This is a genomic window from Salibacterium qingdaonense, assembly GCF_900114715.1.
Taxonomy (GTDB): domain Bacteria; phylum Bacillota; class Bacilli; order Bacillales; family Marinococcaceae; genus Salibacterium; species Salibacterium qingdaonense.
The window spans coordinates 39,260-57,694 of record NZ_FOTY01000020.1 but is presented as its reverse complement, the minus strand read 5'-3'; the positions used below and the strand labels follow the sequence as shown (position 1 = coordinate 57,694).

Annotated in this window: 18 protein-coding genes and 1 pseudogene; 14 read left to right on the top strand and 5 right to left on the bottom strand. The window is 41.6% G+C overall.

Annotated features, from left to right (window positions below; translation table 11 throughout):
• Nucleotides 1-866: zinc-binding dehydrogenase (locus tag BM058_RS13540; RefSeq protein WP_090927590.1), on the top strand; the 866-nt coding region annotated here is incomplete at its 5' end.
• A 63-nt stretch (nucleotides 867-929) separates the two neighbouring features.
• Here the strand turns inward: BM058_RS13540 and BM058_RS13535 are convergent.
• A complete protein-coding gene (locus tag BM058_RS13535; RefSeq protein ID WP_245737002.1) occupies nucleotides 930-1,484 on the bottom strand; it encodes an SDR family NAD(P)-dependent oxidoreductase in 555 nt (184 codons plus the stop codon).
• 13 nt (nucleotides 1,485-1,497) lie between these two features.
• Between BM058_RS13535 and BM058_RS13530 the strand changes: the two are divergent.
• The 12 genes and pseudogenes from BM058_RS13530 to BM058_RS18325 all read left to right on the top strand — a co-directional run.
• Nucleotides 1,498-1,710, top strand: a pseudogene (locus tag BM058_RS13530) (transposase); the annotation flags it as partial.
• A 176-nt stretch (nucleotides 1,711-1,886) separates the two neighbouring features.
• Entirely contained in the window at nucleotides 1,887-2,903 is a 1,017-nt protein-coding gene (locus tag BM058_RS13525) for a LacI family DNA-binding transcriptional regulator (RefSeq protein ID WP_090927586.1), read from the top strand.
• A 156-nt stretch (nucleotides 2,904-3,059) separates the two neighbouring features.
• Nucleotides 3,060-4,130, top strand: a complete 1,071-nt coding sequence (locus BM058_RS13520) for a TRAP transporter substrate-binding protein (RefSeq protein ID WP_090927585.1) — start codon at nucleotides 3,060-3,062, stop codon at nucleotides 4,128-4,130.
• A gap of 94 nt (nucleotides 4,131-4,224) precedes the next feature.
• Entirely contained in the window at nucleotides 4,225-4,722 is a 498-nt protein-coding gene (locus tag BM058_RS13515) for a TRAP transporter small permease (protein WP_090927584.1), read from the top strand.
• A 13-nt stretch (nucleotides 4,723-4,735) separates the two neighbouring features.
• Nucleotides 4,736-6,019 carry a TRAP transporter large permease gene (locus BM058_RS13510; RefSeq protein ID WP_090927583.1) on the top strand — a complete coding sequence of 428 codons (1,284 nt, stop codon included), beginning with the start codon at nucleotides 4,736-4,738 and terminating at the stop codon, nucleotides 6,017-6,019.
• Nucleotides 6,020-6,033: 14 nt separating this feature from the next.
• Nucleotides 6,034-7,083 (top strand): Ldh family oxidoreductase, encoded by a 1,050-nt coding sequence (locus tag BM058_RS13505; protein ID WP_090927582.1) that lies wholly within the window; start codon nucleotides 6,034-6,036, stop codon nucleotides 7,081-7,083.
• Nucleotides 7,084-7,103: 20 nt separating this feature from the next.
• Nucleotides 7,104-8,261 (top strand): iron-containing alcohol dehydrogenase, encoded by a 1,158-nt coding sequence (locus BM058_RS13500; RefSeq protein WP_090927581.1) that lies wholly within the window; start codon nucleotides 7,104-7,106, stop codon nucleotides 8,259-8,261.
• Nucleotides 8,262-8,275: 14 nt separating this feature from the next.
• A complete protein-coding gene (locus BM058_RS13495; protein WP_245737001.1) occupies nucleotides 8,276-9,742 on the top strand; it encodes an aldehyde dehydrogenase family protein in 1,467 nt (488 codons plus the stop codon).
• A 70-nt stretch (nucleotides 9,743-9,812) separates the two neighbouring features.
• Nucleotides 9,813-10,490, top strand: coding sequence for an RraA family protein (locus tag BM058_RS13490; RefSeq protein ID WP_090927580.1), 678 nt, complete (start codon nucleotides 9,813-9,815; stop codon nucleotides 10,488-10,490).
• Nucleotides 10,487-11,455, top strand: a complete 969-nt coding sequence (locus BM058_RS13485; protein WP_090927579.1) for a 2-hydroxyacid dehydrogenase — start codon at nucleotides 10,487-10,489, stop codon at nucleotides 11,453-11,455. The genes BM058_RS13490 and BM058_RS13485 overlap by 4 nt, the downstream gene beginning before the upstream one ends.
• Nucleotides 11,456-11,532: 77 nt before the next feature.
• A complete protein-coding gene (locus tag BM058_RS13480) occupies nucleotides 11,533-11,805 on the top strand; it encodes a hypothetical protein (protein WP_090927578.1) in 273 nt (90 codons plus the stop codon).
• Nucleotides 11,806-12,164: 359 nt separating this feature from the next.
• Complete coding sequence (locus BM058_RS18325) at nucleotides 12,165-12,335, top strand: hypothetical protein (RefSeq protein WP_177195562.1); 171 nt, start codon at nucleotides 12,165-12,167, stop codon at nucleotides 12,333-12,335.
• A 109-nt stretch (nucleotides 12,336-12,444) separates the two neighbouring features.
• Here BM058_RS18325 and BM058_RS13475 read toward each other — a convergent pair whose 3' ends face one another.
• From BM058_RS13475 to BM058_RS13460, 4 genes are all read right to left on the bottom strand, one after another.
• Entirely contained in the window at nucleotides 12,445-13,641 is a 1,197-nt protein-coding gene (locus tag BM058_RS13475) for an MFS transporter (protein WP_090927577.1), read from the bottom strand.
• Between the two features lie 134 nt (nucleotides 13,642-13,775).
• Complete coding sequence (locus BM058_RS13470) at nucleotides 13,776-14,660, bottom strand: RpnC/YadD family protein (protein WP_090927576.1); 885 nt, start codon at nucleotides 14,658-14,660, stop codon at nucleotides 13,776-13,778.
• A gap of 81 nt (nucleotides 14,661-14,741) precedes the next feature.
• Complete coding sequence (locus BM058_RS13465) at nucleotides 14,742-15,644, bottom strand: DMT family transporter (protein ID WP_177195561.1); 903 nt, start codon at nucleotides 15,642-15,644, stop codon at nucleotides 14,742-14,744.
• An 80-nt stretch (nucleotides 15,645-15,724) separates the two neighbouring features.
• Complete coding sequence (locus tag BM058_RS13460) at nucleotides 15,725-16,891, bottom strand: DUF4317 domain-containing protein (protein ID WP_090927574.1); 1,167 nt, start codon at nucleotides 16,889-16,891, stop codon at nucleotides 15,725-15,727.
• 241 nt (nucleotides 16,892-17,132) lie between these two features.
• Here BM058_RS13460 and BM058_RS13455 point away from each other — a divergent pair, with 241 nt between their 5' ends.
• Nucleotides 17,133-18,422 (top strand): ABC transporter substrate-binding protein, encoded by a 1,290-nt coding sequence (locus BM058_RS13455; protein WP_245737000.1) that lies wholly within the window; start codon nucleotides 17,133-17,135, stop codon nucleotides 18,420-18,422.
• Nucleotides 18,423-18,435 lie beyond the last annotated feature (13 nt).

Sequence of the window (18,435 nt, the reverse complement as noted above, 5' to 3'; positions counted from 1 at the left end):
TTTTTCCTTTCTATGGCTTCTTATGGACAGTATACCCGTCTATGGATGGACAGGCAACGCCGTCAGCAATCGGTCATTTGAAAACAGCATTAACACTGATAGGAAAAGATGTCGTTCTTTTTCCATTCACATCAAGCGGCAGGGAAGGATCTGAGCATATCTCAGAGGATATGTCTTTTATCGGCTCGGAATACGATGGAGGATATGCAGAGTATGTCGTTTGGCCGGCTGACTTATGTTATGAGATGCCTCTATCCGATTCGGTCGAAAGTGCTGCGTTTTCTGTAAGCGGCATGACGGCCTGGCACATGGTGGAACAAATCCAGGTAAAGCCGGAGGAAACGATTGTCGTGACCGGTGCCAATGGCGGCGTCGGTTCTCTGAATGTCCAAATGGCTGCCAATGTATTCGGGGCTGAAGTAATCGCGGTTGTTGGGGATCTGGATCTGGAGGATAAAATGAAAGAATTAGGAGCTGCTCACGTCCTATCGTATAAGTCCAGCCAGCTTGCTGATCAGATCCTCGAAGTAAACGGCGGGCCTGTGGACTCCGTCCTGGATGTCGTCGGCGATGCTTTGTTTACCACGTCGTTGCAGGTACTCAAAAAGGGGGGCAAATTCTGCACTTCCGGTTCAGCAGGCGGGCAAAAGACAGAGCTCGATTTCAGGACCCTCTACTTAAAGCACATCACCCTGTATGGTTCTGTTTTAGGGACAAGAAAAGAGTTCGAACAAATGCTTGATGCTATAGCAGAAGGCAAAATCAAACCTGTCATTGACCGCACGTTTCCACTGGAAGAAGCTCGAGACGCTCAAACCTATTTTAAACATGCAGGGAAACTCGGGAAGATCGTGCTTATTCCGTAAAAGTATTTCACCCTTTGTACTTTTCTCCCGGACTCATGCGTTTAAACGGAATAAGAAGGGCGGTCATAACGCCGTCCACCCTCCATCCACTTTAATGGTTTCTCCGGTAACAAAATTAGAAATCGTTGAGGATAAGTAAAGCACTGCGCTGGTCACATCAGAAGGATCTGCCAGTTTTCCAAGGGGAATACGTTGGTAAACATCCTTTTCAAACGCTTTGTCTTCAAACATGGAAGAGGTCAATTCTGTATTGATAAAAGTAGGAGCCACAGCGTTTACGTTTATATGATACTCAGCCCATTCTATAGCAAGCGTCTTCGTAAGCTGAATCATTCCCCCTTTACTAGAGCAATACGCTGCCCGGTTCCAATACCCCACAAAGCCCATTTGGGAAGCAATGTTTATTATGTTTCCGCCTTTATTTTCCATCATGCAGGCTGCTGCCTTCTGGCTGCAGAAGAAAGCAGACTTTAAATTAGTGTCCAGCACTTGATCCCAATCTTCTTCGGTAACGTCAATGGCAGGTTTAGTAATGTTTAGTCCGGCATTATTTACCAGTATGTCAAGGCTCCCTGCATAGTCCACAGCCGTACGGAACATATTCTCCATATCCTGCATATTTGTGACATCCATCGCCATCGATGAATATAAGGGAGATACAAACAAAGGCAATTATCAAGTCCTTATCGCTGATGGCAGCACCGGGGAACCTCCTTGATATTCTGCCGGATCGAACCGCCGCTATCGTTAAACAGTATTTACGGGAAAAAGGGACGAACGTGGAGATGGTGGTCATGGATATGAGTCCTTTGTCCAACAGGCACTAGGATCCCCAATTATAATTCTCTGATTAAATAGTAACATTTTAAATTTTCTAATGATTATTGAAAATACTATTGAAAACATTCAGAGTTATGTTAAAATACGTATATAAATCATAAAACCGGTTTCAGAAACCGGTTCGGTTTTTAAAAACGGGATGTAATGTTTGTATTTACGTATAAAGAAAGGTGAAAATATATGCCCACTATAAACGATGTAGCAAAAAAAGCAGGTGTATCCAAAAGTACTGTTTCTAGAGTTCTTAATGATAATTTTAGTTATATGTCTGAAACGACAAAAAAGAATATTATCGAAGCAATGAATGAACTTAACTACACTCCCAACTCAGTAGCTCAAAGTCTGAAAAAAAAATCTACCCAAACTATTGGTATTATTCTTTCTGATATTTCTAATCCTTTCTGGTCTGAAGTATTAAAAGGAGTCCAGAGCGAGTGTACAAGAAGTGGTTACACCTTAATGGTAAGTAGTTCTGAAGAAAATGCAGAAGTAGAAGAAGAAAATGTACTTACGTTAAAAAATAAGCAAGTAGATGGCTTAATTATTAATACTACTGGTGAAAATACAAAATTGTTTGATAATTTAATTAAAGAAAAGTACCCTTTTGTATTTTTAGATCGTTTTACTGATGAGTTAAAAACGGACACTGTTGTAGTAGATAACATTTCTGGTTCCAAAAGGTCAATGCAGTATTTAATTGATCAAGGACATACAAAGATTGGTATACTAGCTTATCCCCCGGAAAACCGAAGTCCAAGAATTGATAGGCTTAAGGGATATAAAGAGGCTTTGGAAGAAAACAATATACCTATCAACGAAGACTTCATAAAAATTTGTGATCCTGTTAGGGGAAGTGGAATTGAGGCTACTAAGGAATTGTTGTGTTCTTCAAATGATAAACCTACTGCTATTTTTTCAACTAACACACTTTTGAATTTAGAAATTCTAATGGGAGTAAAAAGAGTTGAATTAAATGTTCCTAATGACGTTTCTGTGATAGGATATGATGATTATCCTTGGGTCCCTTTGTTAGACCCACCGCTGAGTACCGTCGCCCAGCCTGCGTATGAAATGGGGATGAAAGCTGCTATCTTAATAATAAAAAGAATGAATAGAAAGAGGCAGATAAAGCCCAAGATGGTTCAGTTAGAACCTGAATTAATTATAAGAGATTCTTGTAAATCATTAGAAATTTAACCACCCCAAATTTTGATTAGGAGGTGTATACAAATGCAATGCTTAAATTGGTAACGCTTACAATAGTTGTGGGAGAACTTATAGTTGGAGGCACCCAACTATAAGTTTCTAAGAAAAAATAACTTAGGGTATTATTATAACACAGGAGGTCTTTTTATGAAAAATTTTAAAGTAGCGGCTGTCTTATTGATAAGTTTTCTTGCATTGTTGGTCATTACCGCTTGTTCGCAATCAGAGTCAGGTAGTGGACAAGAAGAAAATACTGATGGTAGTGGACAGGAAGAAAATACCGAAAGCAGTGGTGATGATGAAAATGATGAGATTGTATTACGTTTAGGTCATGGAACTGCGACTAACTCGTTGTATCATAAAGGGTCTGAAAAATTTAAGGAATTGGTAGAAGAGAAGACGGATGGAGAAATCACAGTAGAACTGTATCCTGACGGTCAGTTAGGGCACGATCGTGATTTAACGGAAGGAATGGACATGGGAACTGTTGAGATGGGGATGATAGGTGTTGAACCACTAACTTCTATGGCCCCAAAACTACAAGCAGTAAATCTTCCTTATCTATTCACTGACCGTGAAACAGCTTATGAAGTTTTAGACGGTGAAATTGGTCAAGAGATGGTAGAGAATCTTCCTGAAGAGTCAGGCATGCGAGTGTTAGGATATTTTGAGAACGGTTTCAGGAATGTATCCAACTCACAACAACCAATTGAAGAACCAGAAGATCTTAACGGACTAGATATCAGAACTCCGGAAAGTGATGTTTCTTTATCTATATTTAATGCACTGGGTGCTAACCCGACACCAATGGATTTTGGTGAATTATACACTGGATTGGAACAAGGAACTGTGGATGGACAGGAAAACCCAGTATCACTCATTTACACAGCAAAACTATACGAAGTACAGGATTATGTGTCCTTAACGAATCATATGTATTCTCCAATGGTTTTGGCTATAAGTGAACAGACTTGGTCCAGCTTATCCTCAGAGCAACAAGATATAGTGATGGAAGCATCAGATGAAGCAAAACAGTATGAGCGAGAACTAAGTCAAGAGGAAGAAGCAAATTACATTGACATGTTAAAAGAAGAAGGAACTAACATTAATGAACCTGAGACCGAACCATTTGAAGAAGCAACGCAGGAAGTTTATGAAGAATATAAAGGTGACTTTGACGAAGAATTTTATGAAAAGTTAATGGAAGCAACAGAATAAAAGGCAGGGATATGGCCTGGTAGGTTACACCAGGCTATTATCCTTTCAGAATTAACTTGTGTATTTTAGGCTATCACCTATAGGAGGTGAAAAAGTGACGGACTTTATTAGAAAAACAAGATCATCTATAAATCAATTGACAGAGATATTTACAGCGACATTGGTAGTAACAATGGTGATTACAGTTGCAGCACAAGTTTATTGGAGATATGTTCTTGACAGCTCACTTGCTTGGTCAGAAGAATTATCTAGGTTTTTATTTATTTGGATAATTTTCCTTGGCTCAGAAATTGCATTTAGAAAAAATGCACATATAGCTGTAGACTCATTATTTGAATCTCTAAAGGGAAAACCTAAAATATTTTTAAGTATATTAATAGATTTAATCATTGTACTATTTGCAGTAATTGTATTGATAAGTGGTATCAAATTATTTCAATCAACCACGGATGATATTTCAACAGGATTAAACTTGCCGATGAGTTATGTTTATTTGTCAATTCCAGTATCAATGGGGCTGATTATCTTTAACAAGTTATATGAGATAACAAAAAAGCTTATAGAAAAAACTGCTAAAATTTCAGAAAGTTAAGGGGGTGTGTTACATGGTTATCGGTATTTTAATGGGTGTGTTTGCTCTGTTACTGGCAATTGGAATTCCGGTAGCAGTATCAATAGGTCTTGCATCCATAGCTGCTGTAATGTTTATGGGAGATTTAAGCTTATCGGTGATCGCCCAAAGATTTGGAAATGGCGTTAATTCTTTTCCCCTTTTAGCGATACCATTCTTTGTATTAGCGGGAAGTCTTATGAATTCGGGAGGTATTGCTACTCGCCTTATTGACTTTGCTAGTTGTTTAGTAGGGTTTATCCGTGGCGGTTTAGCTATGGTCAATATTGTAGCCAGTAAGTTTTTTGGTGGTATATCAGGTTCTTCTGTAGCGGATGCAGTGGCGATAGGTTCGGCACTTATTCCTGCTATGCAGAAAAAAGGGTATGATGGAGGTTTCGCAGCCGCCGTTACTGCAGCTTCTTCCACCATAGGGATTATTATTCCTCCAAGTATTCCAATTATTATTTATGGAGTAATGGCAGGGGAGTCTATCAGCCAATTATTTTTAGCCGGAGCAATTCCGGGAGTTTTGGTTGGGTTAAGTTTAATGCTTGTTACTTATTTAATGGCATTAAAAAATCCTGAACAGTTTCCAAAAGAAAATCTCCCAACATTAAAGGGAATAGGCATATCTCTTAAAAGGGCATCATTAGCATTATTAATGCCTATTATAGTCCTTGGAGGAATTATCGGAGGAGTAGTTACAGCTACAGAAGCTGCAGTAATTGCAGTTGGTTATTCGTTGATAGTTGGAGGACTGGTTTATAAAGAAATTAAATTGAAAGACTTTAAAAGTATTTTGAGTGAAACTATTACTGGTACAGCAACGGTAATGCTATTAGTAGCCACCGCCTCTCTTTTTGGTTGGATTGTAGCTTACGAACAAATACCTCTCATTATAGGGGACTGGATTCAAGGAGTTTCTGGTAATCCAATAATTACTTTACTCATTATAAATTTGTTTTTGTTACTTACCGGTCTGTTTATGGATCTTACAGCGGCACTGATTATTTTAACGCCTGTATTACTTCCAATTGCGACCACACTTGGAATGGATCCAGTTCATTTTGGGATTATGATGATTGTAAACCTAGCCATTGGTTTGGTAACACCCCCAGTTGGGATATGTTTATTCGCGGTATGTAATATTGCAAAGATAACAATTTCGCATGTTTCAAGGGCAGTGGTTCCTTTATTAGCGGCAATGGTTATTATACTTTTGCTAGTAGCTTTCATACCACAAATATCTATGTATCTACCTAATTTAACTAAATAGGGGGGCATTTTATTTTGCATTTTTATTCAGAGAATCTAAAAGCATTTGTCAGAGATGTCTTAATTAAAGAGGGATTATCAACAGAAAACGCTAGCATTGTCGCTGAAAGTTTAGTAACTGCAAACCTACGAGGTGTCGATTCTCACGGTGTAACTAGACTTCCTATATACGTAAAAAGATTAAACTCTGGTGCTGTAACTCCAAATCCACAAGTTCAAATCGTTCAGGAAAATGACTCTACGCTGTTAATCGATGGTGATGGTGGAATGGGACAAATTGTTGGAACAAAAGCGATAGAAATGGGAGCTAAAAAGGCAAAAGAACATGGCGGCGTTTATATAGGGATTAAGAATTCTACTCATTTTGGTACTGGATCGTTTTTCGTTCAACAAGCTATCAATGAAGATTTAATTGCTTTTGCAAAGTCCAATGCACCTTCAACTATGGCGCCATGGGGAGGTGTTGATCCTTATTTTGGAACGAATCCTTATGCCTTCGGGGTTCCGGCTGAAAGAAACAAATCGATTATTTTTGATATGGCTACAAGTGTTGTAGCCAGAGGGAAGATTATTTCTGCAGAACAAGCGGGAGAGAAAATTCCAGAAGGATGGGCTATTGATAAACAAGGTAGACCTACGACAAATGCAAAAGATGCATTGGAAGGTACTGTTCTCCCATTTGCCGGTCCAAAAGGTTATGCTATTTCATTAATGATTGATGTTATGAGTGGTGCTTTAACTGGAGCTGGATTTGGAGCACACGTTAATAATATTTATGGTGATTTTGATAAACCACAAAATGTTGGTCATTTCTTTCAACTTATTGATGTGAACAGTTTCATGCCGGCAGAACAATTTAAGAGCCGGGTGGATCAAATGATTGATGAAATAAAAAAATCACCAAAAGCAGAAGGTGTGGAAGAAATATTCCTCCCTGGAGAAATTGAGTTTAACAATCATAATCACCGTAGTAAATATGGAATTAATCTTGGCAGGGAGGTGTTTGATTCTTTAAAACGTGAGGGAGAAAAAGCCGAGATCGAAATTGAAAACTATATGCATTAAATATAAGAGGAGGACCTTTTTTGAATTCGTTAAACCGAGTATTTGAATACGAACTGCCAACAGAAATTTGTTTTGGTTTAAAGTCATTGCAAAAATTACCTGAAAAAGTTGAAAAGTATAATGGATCAAGAATATTTGTAATATCCGATCCAGGTGTAAAAGATGCAGGAATTTTAGAAAAAGTTACTGATCAACTATCTAATATTCCTCATGAAGAGTTTTGGGACATTGAAAGAGAGCCAGATGTGAAAACGATTCGTAAGATACAAGACAAGATAAATGATTTTAATGCGGATTTAGTAATTGGTGTCGGTGGTGGAAGTGCACAAGATGCAGCTAAAGCTGTAGCAATTATGGCAACGAATGAGGGCGACATTACTGAATATGCTGGGTTGGATAAAGTTCCGAATGCAGGACTTCCTACCATATGCATCCCTACCACTGCAGGAACTGGAAGTGAAGCTACGATTTGGACTGTGATGTCTGATAAAGAAAATAATAAAAAATTCGGTGTCGGAGGTAAATTAATAGCTCCTACGGTAGCATTGTGCGATCCAGAGTTAACCGTTTCTTTACCTGCTTCTATAACGGCTTCAACTGGAGTTGATGCACTCACCCATGCTTTAGAATCATTTGTGAATAAAGCGACGCAGCCTATATCAGAAGCATTGTCCAGGGAAAGTATGCGATTAATTTCTAAGAGCCTGCGTCAAGCTGTACACCAAGGCGATAATATTGAAGCTCGTTACGACATGTTATTAGGAAGCACTATTGCAGCGACAGCCTTTAACCCAACAAGATTAGGTCTTGCTCATGCTTTATGTATGCCGCTCGGAGGTAAGTTCAAAGTTCCACATGGCACGGCAAATGCAATCTTGCTTCCACAGGTGATGAAATACAATTTAGCTGGAAATGCTGAACGGTATAAAGAAATCGCTGAAATATTTGGAGAAAATACAGAAAATCTACCACTACATGAAGCTGCTGAACTATCGGTGAAAGCCATCAGAAAATTGAATAAAGATGTTGGAATTCCTACTGGTTTAAGTGAATTTGGGGTAACCGAAAATGATCTTGATTATATTGCCGAAGGTGCAATCGGAAGCGATAACGTAGATGTTAATCCTAAAAAGCCTATAATAGAAGATTTAAAACAAATTGTTAGAAATTCATTATAAAAGGAGTAGATACTATGAGTAACATGACTACAACAGCGTTATACCAAAACTTCATTAATGGAGAATGGGTGGAAAGCTCTAGCAACGAAGTGTATGAAGTTGTAAATCCAGCAGATAATCAAGAAAAAATCGGACAGTTTCCTTTATCTACTGAGGAGGATGTAAATAAAGCAGTAGACAGTGCGCATAAGAGCTTTAAAACATGGAGAAAAGTACCAGCTTCTCAAAGAGCATCCTATATCTATCGTTTTATTGATTTACTTGATCAAAATAAAGAAAAGTTAGGACATGCTCTTTGTAAAGAGCAGGGTAAACCACTTAAAGAAGCCATCACAGAAGTCACCCGTGGTGTAAGTGAAATGCGTTTTGTGGCTGGAGAAGCCGTTCGTTTAGAAGGTACTACATTGCCTAGTGATCGCCGCGGGGTGCTTAATATGGCAATTAGAGAACCTATAGGAGTAATCGCTGCGGTAACACCATGGAATTTCCCAGTGCTCACTCCATTAAGAAAATGTTTTCCTGCTTTAGCGTGTGGTTGCACAGTAGTTCTTAAACCAGCAACAGAAACGCCATTAACATCTGTTATTATCGCAGAACTAATAGAAGAAGCAGGATTTCCTGCTGGTACTTTTAATTTAGTAATGGGAAGCGGCAGAAAAGTCGGAGATTCACTTGTTGGTAACAGTTTGGTGAAGGGCATTTCGTTTACTGGATCTACTCCGGTAGGACGTAATATATACAAGACAGCAGCTAATAATTTTACAAAAGTCCAATTGGAATTGGGAGGAAATAATCCAGCTGTTGTAGCTGATTATAACGACTTAGATGATGCAGCTACTCAAATTGTAGGAGGATGTTTTGGGAATGCAGGTCAACGTTGTACAGCAATTGGTCGAGTAATTGTTTTAGATAAGCATGCAGATGAATTAGAGAGATTAATTATTGAAAAAGTGAAATCTTATAAAGTAGGCGATGGTATAGAAGAAGAAACTACAATTGGACCGGTTATTAATGAGGATGCCCGTAATACACTTCATCACTATATGCAATTAGCCAATAATGAAGGAGCTAATATTGTTTTAGGAGGGAATAATGTAACAGGTGAGTCCTTCCAGAATGGTTATTTCTTTGAACCAACAGTGATTTCGAATGTATCCCCGGATATGACTATTGCCAAAGAGGAAATTTTTGGTCCCGTACTTGTTATTATCAGAGTCTCTTCAATAGAAGAAGCCATTGAAGTAAGTAATAATACAGAATATGGATTAACTGCTTCTATTTTCACAGATAAGATGGAATACGGATATCAGTTTATGGAGGATGTGGAGTCAGGAATGATCCATATCAACAATGGAACCGTTAGTGAAGGTCACATGCCATTTGGAGGTGTGAAGAATTCCGGAGTAGGCCCATATTCCATAGGAGGAACAAACAAAGACTTCTATACTGATTTAAAAGTGACTTATATTCAACATCGATAAAAAATTTTTCTATATTATAAAACCGGTTTTAGAAACCGGTTTTATAATATAGAATAGGGGGAAAAAATTAATGAGCAATATTGGATTTAGAGTTTTACCTCTGAACAACAGGGCTTCAAAAGAAATAATAGAACAATATAGTAACTTTGTTACTCCTCATATCTCTGATAATATTAATCGCTTAAATAGTGTGAATTCCAGCATCCGACCTATCCATACTCAAGGAAAACTCGTAGGTAGTGCTTTGACGGTAAAGACAAGACCAGGTGATAACTTATTAGTTCATAAAGCTATTGATATGGCTGAACCAGGAGACGTAATTATGATAGATGCCGGGGGAGATTTAAGTAACGCAATTATGGGTGAAATCATGGTTAGGATATCCAAGAAGAAAGGCATCAATGGTTTTGTTGTAGATGGTGCTATTCGTGATTCAAAAGAAATTAGAGAAATGAATTACCCTTTATATTCTAAAGGAGTCACTCACCGGGGTCCTTATAAAGATGGACCTGGTGAAATAAACGTTCCTGTTCAAATAGGCGGAACAGTAGTAAATCCAGGTGATATTGTAGTTGGGGATATGGATGGCATTGTTGTTGTACCAATGGAAGAGGCAGATGACTTGCAGCGAAAAATTCAACAAACGATAGAAGATGAAAGAAAAACGATGGAATCTATCGAAAACGAAACGGTTGATAGAAGTTGGGTGAACACTCGGCTTAGAGAGAAGGGATGTGAAGGAGTTTGAAGCCAAAAATTTATATAACTAGAAAATTACCTGATCAAATAACTCAAAAACTAAAAGAATATTGTGAAGTAGATATGTGGGAAGAAGAAGATACTTCTGTTCCTCGAGAAGTTTTAGAAAAAAAAATAACGGAAGTTGATGGCTTATATTGTTTATTAACAGAAACTATTGATCACCATTTAATTAATAAAACAAGTAAATTGAAAGTGATCAGTAATATGGCTGTAGGGTATAACAATATTGACATTGAAGCAGCTAACAAGAAAGGAATTATGGTAACAAACACACCAGGTATTTTAACGGAAACCACAGCAGATTTGACTTTTTCGCTTCTTATGGTTACTGCAAGAAGAGTAGTTGAAGCAACAAACTTTATAAAAGAAGGTAATTGGCAGACGTGGTCCCCTATGTTATTGACAGGCCAAGACGTATATGGTGCGACTATGGGAATAATTGGAATGGGACGGATAGGAGAAGCCGTAGCCAGAAGAGCTAAAGGATTTAATATGAATGTATATTACTATAATAGAACACGAAAACCTGACCTGGAAGAAGAGTTACAATTATTCTATGTGGACAAAGAAACATTACTGAAAAATTCAGATTTTGTTTGCGTGTTAACCCCCTACTCTGCAGAAACCAGTAACCTGATAGATACCTTTGAGTTTCAATTAATGAAAGAAACGTCAATCCTTGTTAATACCTCAAGAGGAGGGATTGTGAATGAGGACGCGTTATATAAAGCTCTCGTGGATGGAGAAATTTGGGGTGCAGGTTTAGATGTTTTTGAAGAAGAACCGCTATCTAAAGATAATCCCCTTTTATCTCTCCCCAATCTGGTTGCTCTTCCTCATATAGGCAGTGCCAGCAAAAAGACAAGGTTAAAGATGGCAGATATGGCAGCTGATCAGCTAATACAAGGTTTACAGGGCTCGGAACCTACAAATCTTGTAAACGAGTTATAGCACTCGGCAAATCATAAAAATGACCTTTTTCTGGATGGCAGATGCGGCGCGAAGGTACTGCAGGAGCACAAGCGCTGTTGTGTAGCAGACTTTGGTTCGACAAGAGCAGTTATGCCGGCGATGACGTTGCTGCTTGCATCAGCGCTGAGCGATGGCAGGAAGATAAAAATAAGGCCGGTAAATCCGAGAAGGACACCGCTGATATGAAAGAAACTCAGTTTTTCCGGGAGACGATTCAGACAAGTAGAATCGATCAGATCGGCGTGGTGCCGATGATGATGGACGCGATACTGCTCGTCACGCATTTGGTCCCAGGCGAGAAGGAAAAACGGCAGAACGGTTTTGAATAACGCAATAGAGACTCATAACAGCCTCGGCGTACGCTGGGGCTGATTTTCTTTATTCGGGGCGGGATTTTCATGAACGCGGCGCTCACAATTAACGTGACCGCGCCGATAGTCGTCCGGACGGTGCTCAATGTAAGTGGGGCGGGGTCATCCAGCCCAGGTTCGGCAAAGAATACTGTGCTCCCCATATGATATGTTCAGTATTAAGAATACGTATCTCCTAATCGATTCCTTTTTCCCATTATTGCTTAAAGGAGAAAAAAATAATTGGTTTAAGAAAATTCAAATATCAATCATCGGAACGTTTAGGAAGGGGCTGGGATAAGTTATAATAAAAGTATCGTTTAGCGGAGGTGCATAATATGTCTATTCCAGAAAAAATTATCAAGGAAATTGACATGTTGAGTGAGGAAGAAAGGCAGAGGGTACTCGATAAAATAAAAGAAAAATATATGTCTCCGGATGTTATTTTACTAAATAAAAATTATGACTGGTGGGATAATGAGGAGGATGACATATACAATGAGCGGTAGGATGAAGCAGGGCGATGTTTGGTTGGCGGATGTCCTATTTAAAGGGACTGATCAAACGAAGCAGCGCCCTGTTATTATTGTAGGAAATGAATTGGCATTGGCCTGGATTTCATCCAGCCGGTTTCTTTACAGAGGAAGAAGCCAACCCTGCCAGAAAGATTCCGATAAGGACAAAAACAAAAGCATGTAAGAGCCCCAAAATTTCTCCAAATAACCCCAGAATCGGCGGGCCGGCAAGAAAGGCGGAGTACCCGATAATAGAAACAATACTTACTCTGGTGACGGCTCCTTCTGATTCGTCGCCGGCAGCGGAAATGCCGACCGGAAAGCCCAGCGATGTGCCAAGTCCCCATAAAAAGACACCAACTGATGCCACAGGCAGATATCCTGAGAATATCACAAGAGCCAGTCCTGAGAACGCTAATCCGGAGGCGGTTCGAAGAACGGGAACCCGGCCGAATCGATCGAGGAAAAATCCGCCTGCTGTGCGGCCCAGGAACATGGCCGTTAAAAACAGGGTGAACATGGCGCTCCCGGTGATAGGCTGCACGTGGAAACCGTCCACCATGGCAAGAGGCAGCCAGTCATTGGCCGATCCTTCCGCAAACGCCATGCCGAAGACAACGAGACCAATAAGCAGCGTCCTGGGTTCTTTCCACACGGTCCATGCGCTGACAGATGGATCCGTTTCTGTTTTCTTGCGGGGAAGATCCTCTTTTCCCGTCCCATGCGGCAGAAATCGGTAGGAAAAAAGAAGAATCAGAGCCATCACCACGCTGATGATAAGTAAGTGGACGGTGACAGAAATATCGAGCGCCATCATGAGGGCACTGCCTCCGGCTCCTGCCAGTGTACCTCCGCTGAAGGAAGCATGCAGGGCGGGAAGGAGGGTCTTGTGCAGGGCGCGCTCCAAAACGGCACCTTCTAGATTAATGGCGACTTCAAGAAAACCGATGCCGAGCCCGAACATCATCAGCCCAAGAAAGACCAGCAGACTGACGGAAACATACGTCCCGGTTCCAACCGCCGCTGTTCCAGCCGTCACACACAGGATGCTCAACACTGTAACAAAGCGGGCGCCGGCTCTTGCGACAGCCCGCGATGCACATAGCAACCCTGCCATCGACCCAAAAGCCAGTCCGAAAATAATCCAGCCCATCTCTGCTGTCGATGCTTCCAGTGTATCCCTGACCTCCGGAGTCCGTGCCACCCACGAGGCCATGGCGATTCCAGGTAACGTGAAAATAATAAAAAGTGCGTTGCGTGACCATATAAGTTGTTTCGTCGTGGCATTGCTGTTTGACATGTTCTCGTATTCCTCTTCTACTCTTACGTCATCCTGTCATCATGGTAACATAAGGTACCTGCCGCGATAGATGAAAAGATGGATGAAGCCCTTCCTATCAGGGATTTCATCCACCTTTTTAATCATTTATAACGCTATTGTTGTTTTAATTGAATCACTTTATCGGTTGTGAGCCCGGTCACTTCAGCTATTGTTTCCACGTCCATGTCTTTTTTCAGCATCGCTGCAGCGATTTCCGTTTTTGTCCTTTCTTTCCCCTGCTTTCTTCCCTGCTCTAATCCCTGCTCTTTTCCTTTTTCCAACCCTTTCTTTTCGTAAGAGACCATAAGCTCCATCACTTTGTCGCTTTCCTGTTTTTCCATTGTTTTCACCTCTTCCCGTAATTGTTCTTCTTCAGAAGGAGTAAGTGTTAAGTAGGTTTCGAAAAAACCGGTCAGTAATGTGAAATGAGCAGGATCTATATTCATACGGACCATCATACGCAAAAATTCTTTTTTTACTTGTATTTTCTCCTTCTCATTATACCCCATTTTTGAAAGGAATGCAGCGGCTAAGGGGTTGTCCGAGCGGATAAAGTGTCTCCAGTTCTGCTGTTTTAATTGGACGGTTAAAAATTGAAAACGGAGCACATCGTGAAAAGGAAATTGAATGGAGAAATGGTCCGGTTCCTCCCGTCTCAGATCATAGGTGAAAAGGGCAATCGGAAGAATATTGCAGCGGTATTTTTCATATAACCGTCCGTAGTAGATAAACATACGCTCATTGAAGTCAGGCTGGGGGTAACTCTGTGATTCCGTGTGGATAATAATAACGGTTTCTTCTTCTTTCCGTCGTGTTTTTACAAGGAGATCTACTTTGTACTTTTCCCCTTGTGTCACATCACTGAAGACTTCTTCCGCTAAAAACTGGACATTGGAGAAGTCAACGGCATCGTGCACCGCGGGGAAAAACAGCTCGATAAATTCTTCAAAAAAAGTGGTCAGCACTTCTTTAAACAATCGGTCGTGATCAACAGCCATAACATCCTCCCTTTGTAAGAACATGTGTTCCAATATAGAATACATGTTCCCGTTATAAAAAGCAAGAGGAGTAAATGCCTGTCATGCGCCTGTTTTTGGTCTGAAATGCTTATTTGGCATTCGGCTGATGAAAAGAGACACGATAATGATGCCGAGGCCGAAGATAACGTAGATAGAGAGATTTTCGTGCAGCACCAGAGCACCGAGCAGCACGCCGACGGGTGGGATGAAGTAATTGGAGAAGGAGGCGAAGACGGCTCCTTCGGCGTGGACGAGGAGGTTGTAAAACCAGTACACCAAGCCGGTCTGCACGCTTCCTATGATAACGAGATCCCTGATCGAGCCGGCGGACAGCTCCGTGAAAGCGGGATTTTCCATGAGAAACATCAACGCGATCAGGATGCCGGCGGCGATGTACAGGACGTTGCGCATGGCGGTGACGGCGGACGCGGCGGGCAGGTACTGCAGGAGCACAAGCGCTGTTGCGTAAGAGACGGCGGCCCCGACGAGGGCGGTTATGCCGGCGATGCCGCTTGTGACTGTGTCAGCCCCGAGCGATGGCAGGAAGACAAAGAGAATGCCGGTAAATCCGAGAAGAACGCCGCTGATCTGGAAGAAACTCATTTTTTTCCGGGAAACGATACGGACAAGCAGAATTGTCCAGATCGGCGTTGTACCGATGATGATGGATGCGATACTGCTCGTTACCCGCACCTGCCCCCAGGCGACAAGAAAAAACGGCAGAACGGCTTCGAATAACGCAATAGAGACGTATAACAGCCACGGCGTGCGCTGAGGCCGGCTTTCTTTTGTACGGGATGGAATTTTCATGAAGGCGGCGATCACGGTTAAGGTGACCGCGCCGATCGTCGTCCGGACGGCGCTTAACGTGAGAGGGGTGACGTCATCCAGCACACGTTCGGCAAAGAAAAACTGCGACCCCCACATCACACTGATAATCATTAAAAATACATATTTCCACATCGATGTCTTCCTTTCCTTATTCATTCATCCGTCTCTATTGTAATCAAAATAGATTAGCCGGAGAAAAACATAGAGGCAATTTATTCATTAAAAGCTTCCGGGAGCATTTTAAAACCGTCCACTTCTGCATCCTCATCGACTTCAATCATTATACAGCGTTTCCCCTGATAGTTGACCTGCCTCACGTACTCAAGGTCCTGCGGGCTGATGGAGATGTTGGCGATTTTGGTGTTGATTTTGATGGATTTAGAGTTGTATTTGGGGACGATACTGCTTGCTTTCAGTTCATGGGTATCATTATCGACGGCCCGCTGGAACGCTGTTTTCACGTTTTCTGGATCCACTTGTTCCCCGCTCTGTTTCAGCACATTGCCGACGTCTTTGTAATCGAGCGTTGGCGGCGTATCTTCTTCATTTTCTTCGACGACGCGGTTAATTTCTCCATACACATTTGCGAGGGTGGCGGGGGTAACCTGGCCGCCCACAACGTCTTTGATGACTTCCTCGAACACCGCTTTATCCTCTTTGGCCGTCTTGATTTCCTCTCCGTTCAACACCTCTTCGATGAATCGATAGTCCGGCTCATTTGCTTTTCCCGCGGTGTAGAGAACGTGGTTCACATCAGAAGCACCATCCGTAATGGACGGGAAAAGAAATCCGGATATTGGATGTTTCAGGTCAATGACGGGATCTGTTTCGATTTTGTACTTGAACTCCTTCTCAATGTAATCGAACTGCATTTCTTTTTTCGGGTCTTCCGTTTTATTCATGCTGCAGAGAATAAAGGGATTGGAGTAAACCGCGTCGCGGTCACTTTCTTCCGTTTCATCATTTCGTTGTTTTGTTGGCTTTAAGTATTCCGCACGAATGAAGGTGATGACAATATCTTTTTCAGACGGATGATCTTCTATCATTTTCTGCGTCATATGCAGCATTTGTTCTTTCCAGTCTTCCGTGTCACTGCTTAAAAGGCCTTTATGTAGAATGAGCTGGCTGGAGTTTTCTGCGTCACGCTTAAATTTTAATTCAAATAATTTTTCATCCAGCTGGCCTGTCAGCACTTTCCTGAAATTGTCCATGAAAAGCTCCTGCTGCTCCTCGGTAAGCATTTCAAACGGCTGACTCTGTTGGTGATATATTTCCGTCGTTTCCTTCATGATATATACATTGAAGATGTCAGAGATCTTCAGTAAATCATTATCCATCTTAAACTGCCGGCGTATCCCGGCTATATCTTTTTTGTCCATGTTCTTTCACTCCTGAGTTGTTTTAGCGTATAAGCTGTCATTGTTTGAATGTACTATTTTAACATACGGTCATTATCGTCGTGATTCCATTCCTTTTTTTGTTTGTTCAAGCATTTCGGGATAAACAGGGTAAAAACACAATAAAACATTTACTAAATTTTATTGACATATTTACGCAACGTGTTTACTATAATAATTGAAAAGGCTTTCATTATTGCATTATTGAGGGGGAGGATTTATTTTGAAAAGACTATTACTGGCTTTATCGTCGTCGGCGGTTGTGCTGGCGGCCTGCAGTGGGAGTGGCGGAGAAGATTCGAGTTCAGAAGGGAATGACGGCGGCGATTCTACGAAGACGCTGACGGCCTGGGCATGGAATATTAATATTCCGGTTATGGAAGAAGCGGCGGAGCGGTTCGCCGAAGAGAATCCGGGATTTGAACTGGATATCAGGGAGCAGGGTACTCCTGATGTTTACGAACAAATCACCACAGGGCTTCAGGCCCAGGGGGAAGGGCTTCCGGATATTATGCTGATTGAAGACGACCGCGTGCAGGGATATTTGAATAATTTTTCAGATGCTTTTCTTGCTTTAGATGAGTATGGTTTTCAGGAAGAGCATGGTGATAAGTTTCCTGAATTTAAGAACGAGCTGCTCACTTTAGATGGAAGCACTTACGGCATGCCTTTTGATGCGGGTCCGGGCGGGGTTTTCTACCGGACGGATTTGTTTGAAGAGGCAGGCATTGATGCCGAAGAGATCGAAACGTGGGATGATTTTATTGAAGCGGGACACGTTCTGCGTGATGAACTTGATGTAGCGATGACAGGGATCGATATAAACAACGATGACGGTGTTTACCGGATGATGCTGAATCAGCAGGGAACGTTCTATTTTGATGAGGAAGATAACATCCATTTAACTTCCGACGAATCCGTTCGGGCGATGGAAGTCGTTCAGACGCTGGATGAAGAAGGGTTGAATGAGAATTTAGTCGGCTGGGATGCCTGGCTCGCCGGTCTGGCTGATGGGACAGTTGCTACGGCGCCGAGTGGAGCATGGCTCACTGGTTCGTTGATAGAACAGGCACCGGATCTTGAAGGAAAATGGGGCGTGTTCCCGCTGCCTGCATTTGAAGAAGGCGGAAACAGAGCCGCGAACCTTGGAGGAAGCAACTTTATGATCAATGCCGATACAGAGAACCCGGATCTGGCGTATGAATTCATGGAGTTCTTTTCCACCTCTGAAGACGTACAGCTGACAGCGATGGAAGGCGGTCTGTTTCCATCTCTGAATACGATATACGATGAAGAGGCGTTCACCGAGCCGGTTGCTTATTTCGGCGATCAGCAGATTTGGGATATGTTTGCCGGCATGATGGATGAGATTCCGCCGGCCAACTATACTGGTGATTATAGTGTAGCCCGTGATGAAGCGGAAACAGCGCAGTCCGAAGTTGCAGAAGGAAATGATGTGCAGGAAGCACTTGAGAGTGCAGCAGAACGTCTTTCGAACCGGATTAACAATTAAAAGGTAAGAGAAT

Coding starts and splice junctions, on each gene's coding strand:
- BM058_RS13510 (WP_090927583.1), top strand. CDS start 4,736: ATGGTTATCGGTATTTTAATGGGTGTGTTTGCTCTGTTACTGGCAATT.
- BM058_RS13490 (WP_090927580.1), top strand. CDS start 9,813: ATGAGCAATATTGGATTTAGAGTTTTACCTCTGAACAACAGGGCTTCA.
- BM058_RS13495 (WP_245737001.1), top strand. CDS start 8,276: ATGAGTAACATGACTACAACAGCGTTATACCAAAACTTCATTAATGGA.
- BM058_RS13470 (WP_090927576.1), bottom strand. CDS start 14,660: ATGGCTGTTGATCACGACCGATTGTTTAAAGAAGTGCTGACCACTTTT.
- BM058_RS13535 (WP_245737002.1), bottom strand. CDS start 1,484: ATGCAGGATATGGAGAATATGTTCCGTACGGCTGTGGACTATGCAGGG.
- BM058_RS13475 (WP_090927577.1), bottom strand. CDS start 13,641: ATGTCAAACAGCAATGCCACGACGAAACAACTTATATGGTCACGCAAC.
- BM058_RS13460 (WP_090927574.1), bottom strand. CDS start 16,891: ATGGACAAAAAAGATATAGCCGGGATACGCCGGCAGTTTAAGATGGAT.
- BM058_RS13465 (WP_177195561.1), bottom strand. CDS start 15,644: ATGTGGAAATATGTATTTTTAATGATTATCAGTGTGATGTGGGGGTCG.
- BM058_RS18325 (WP_177195562.1), top strand. CDS start 12,165: ATGTCTATTCCAGAAAAAATTATCAAGGAAATTGACATGTTGAGTGAG.
- BM058_RS13520 (WP_090927585.1), top strand. CDS start 3,060: ATGAAAAATTTTAAAGTAGCGGCTGTCTTATTGATAAGTTTTCTTGCA.
- BM058_RS13525 (WP_090927586.1), top strand. CDS start 1,887: ATGCCCACTATAAACGATGTAGCAAAAAAAGCAGGTGTATCCAAAAGT.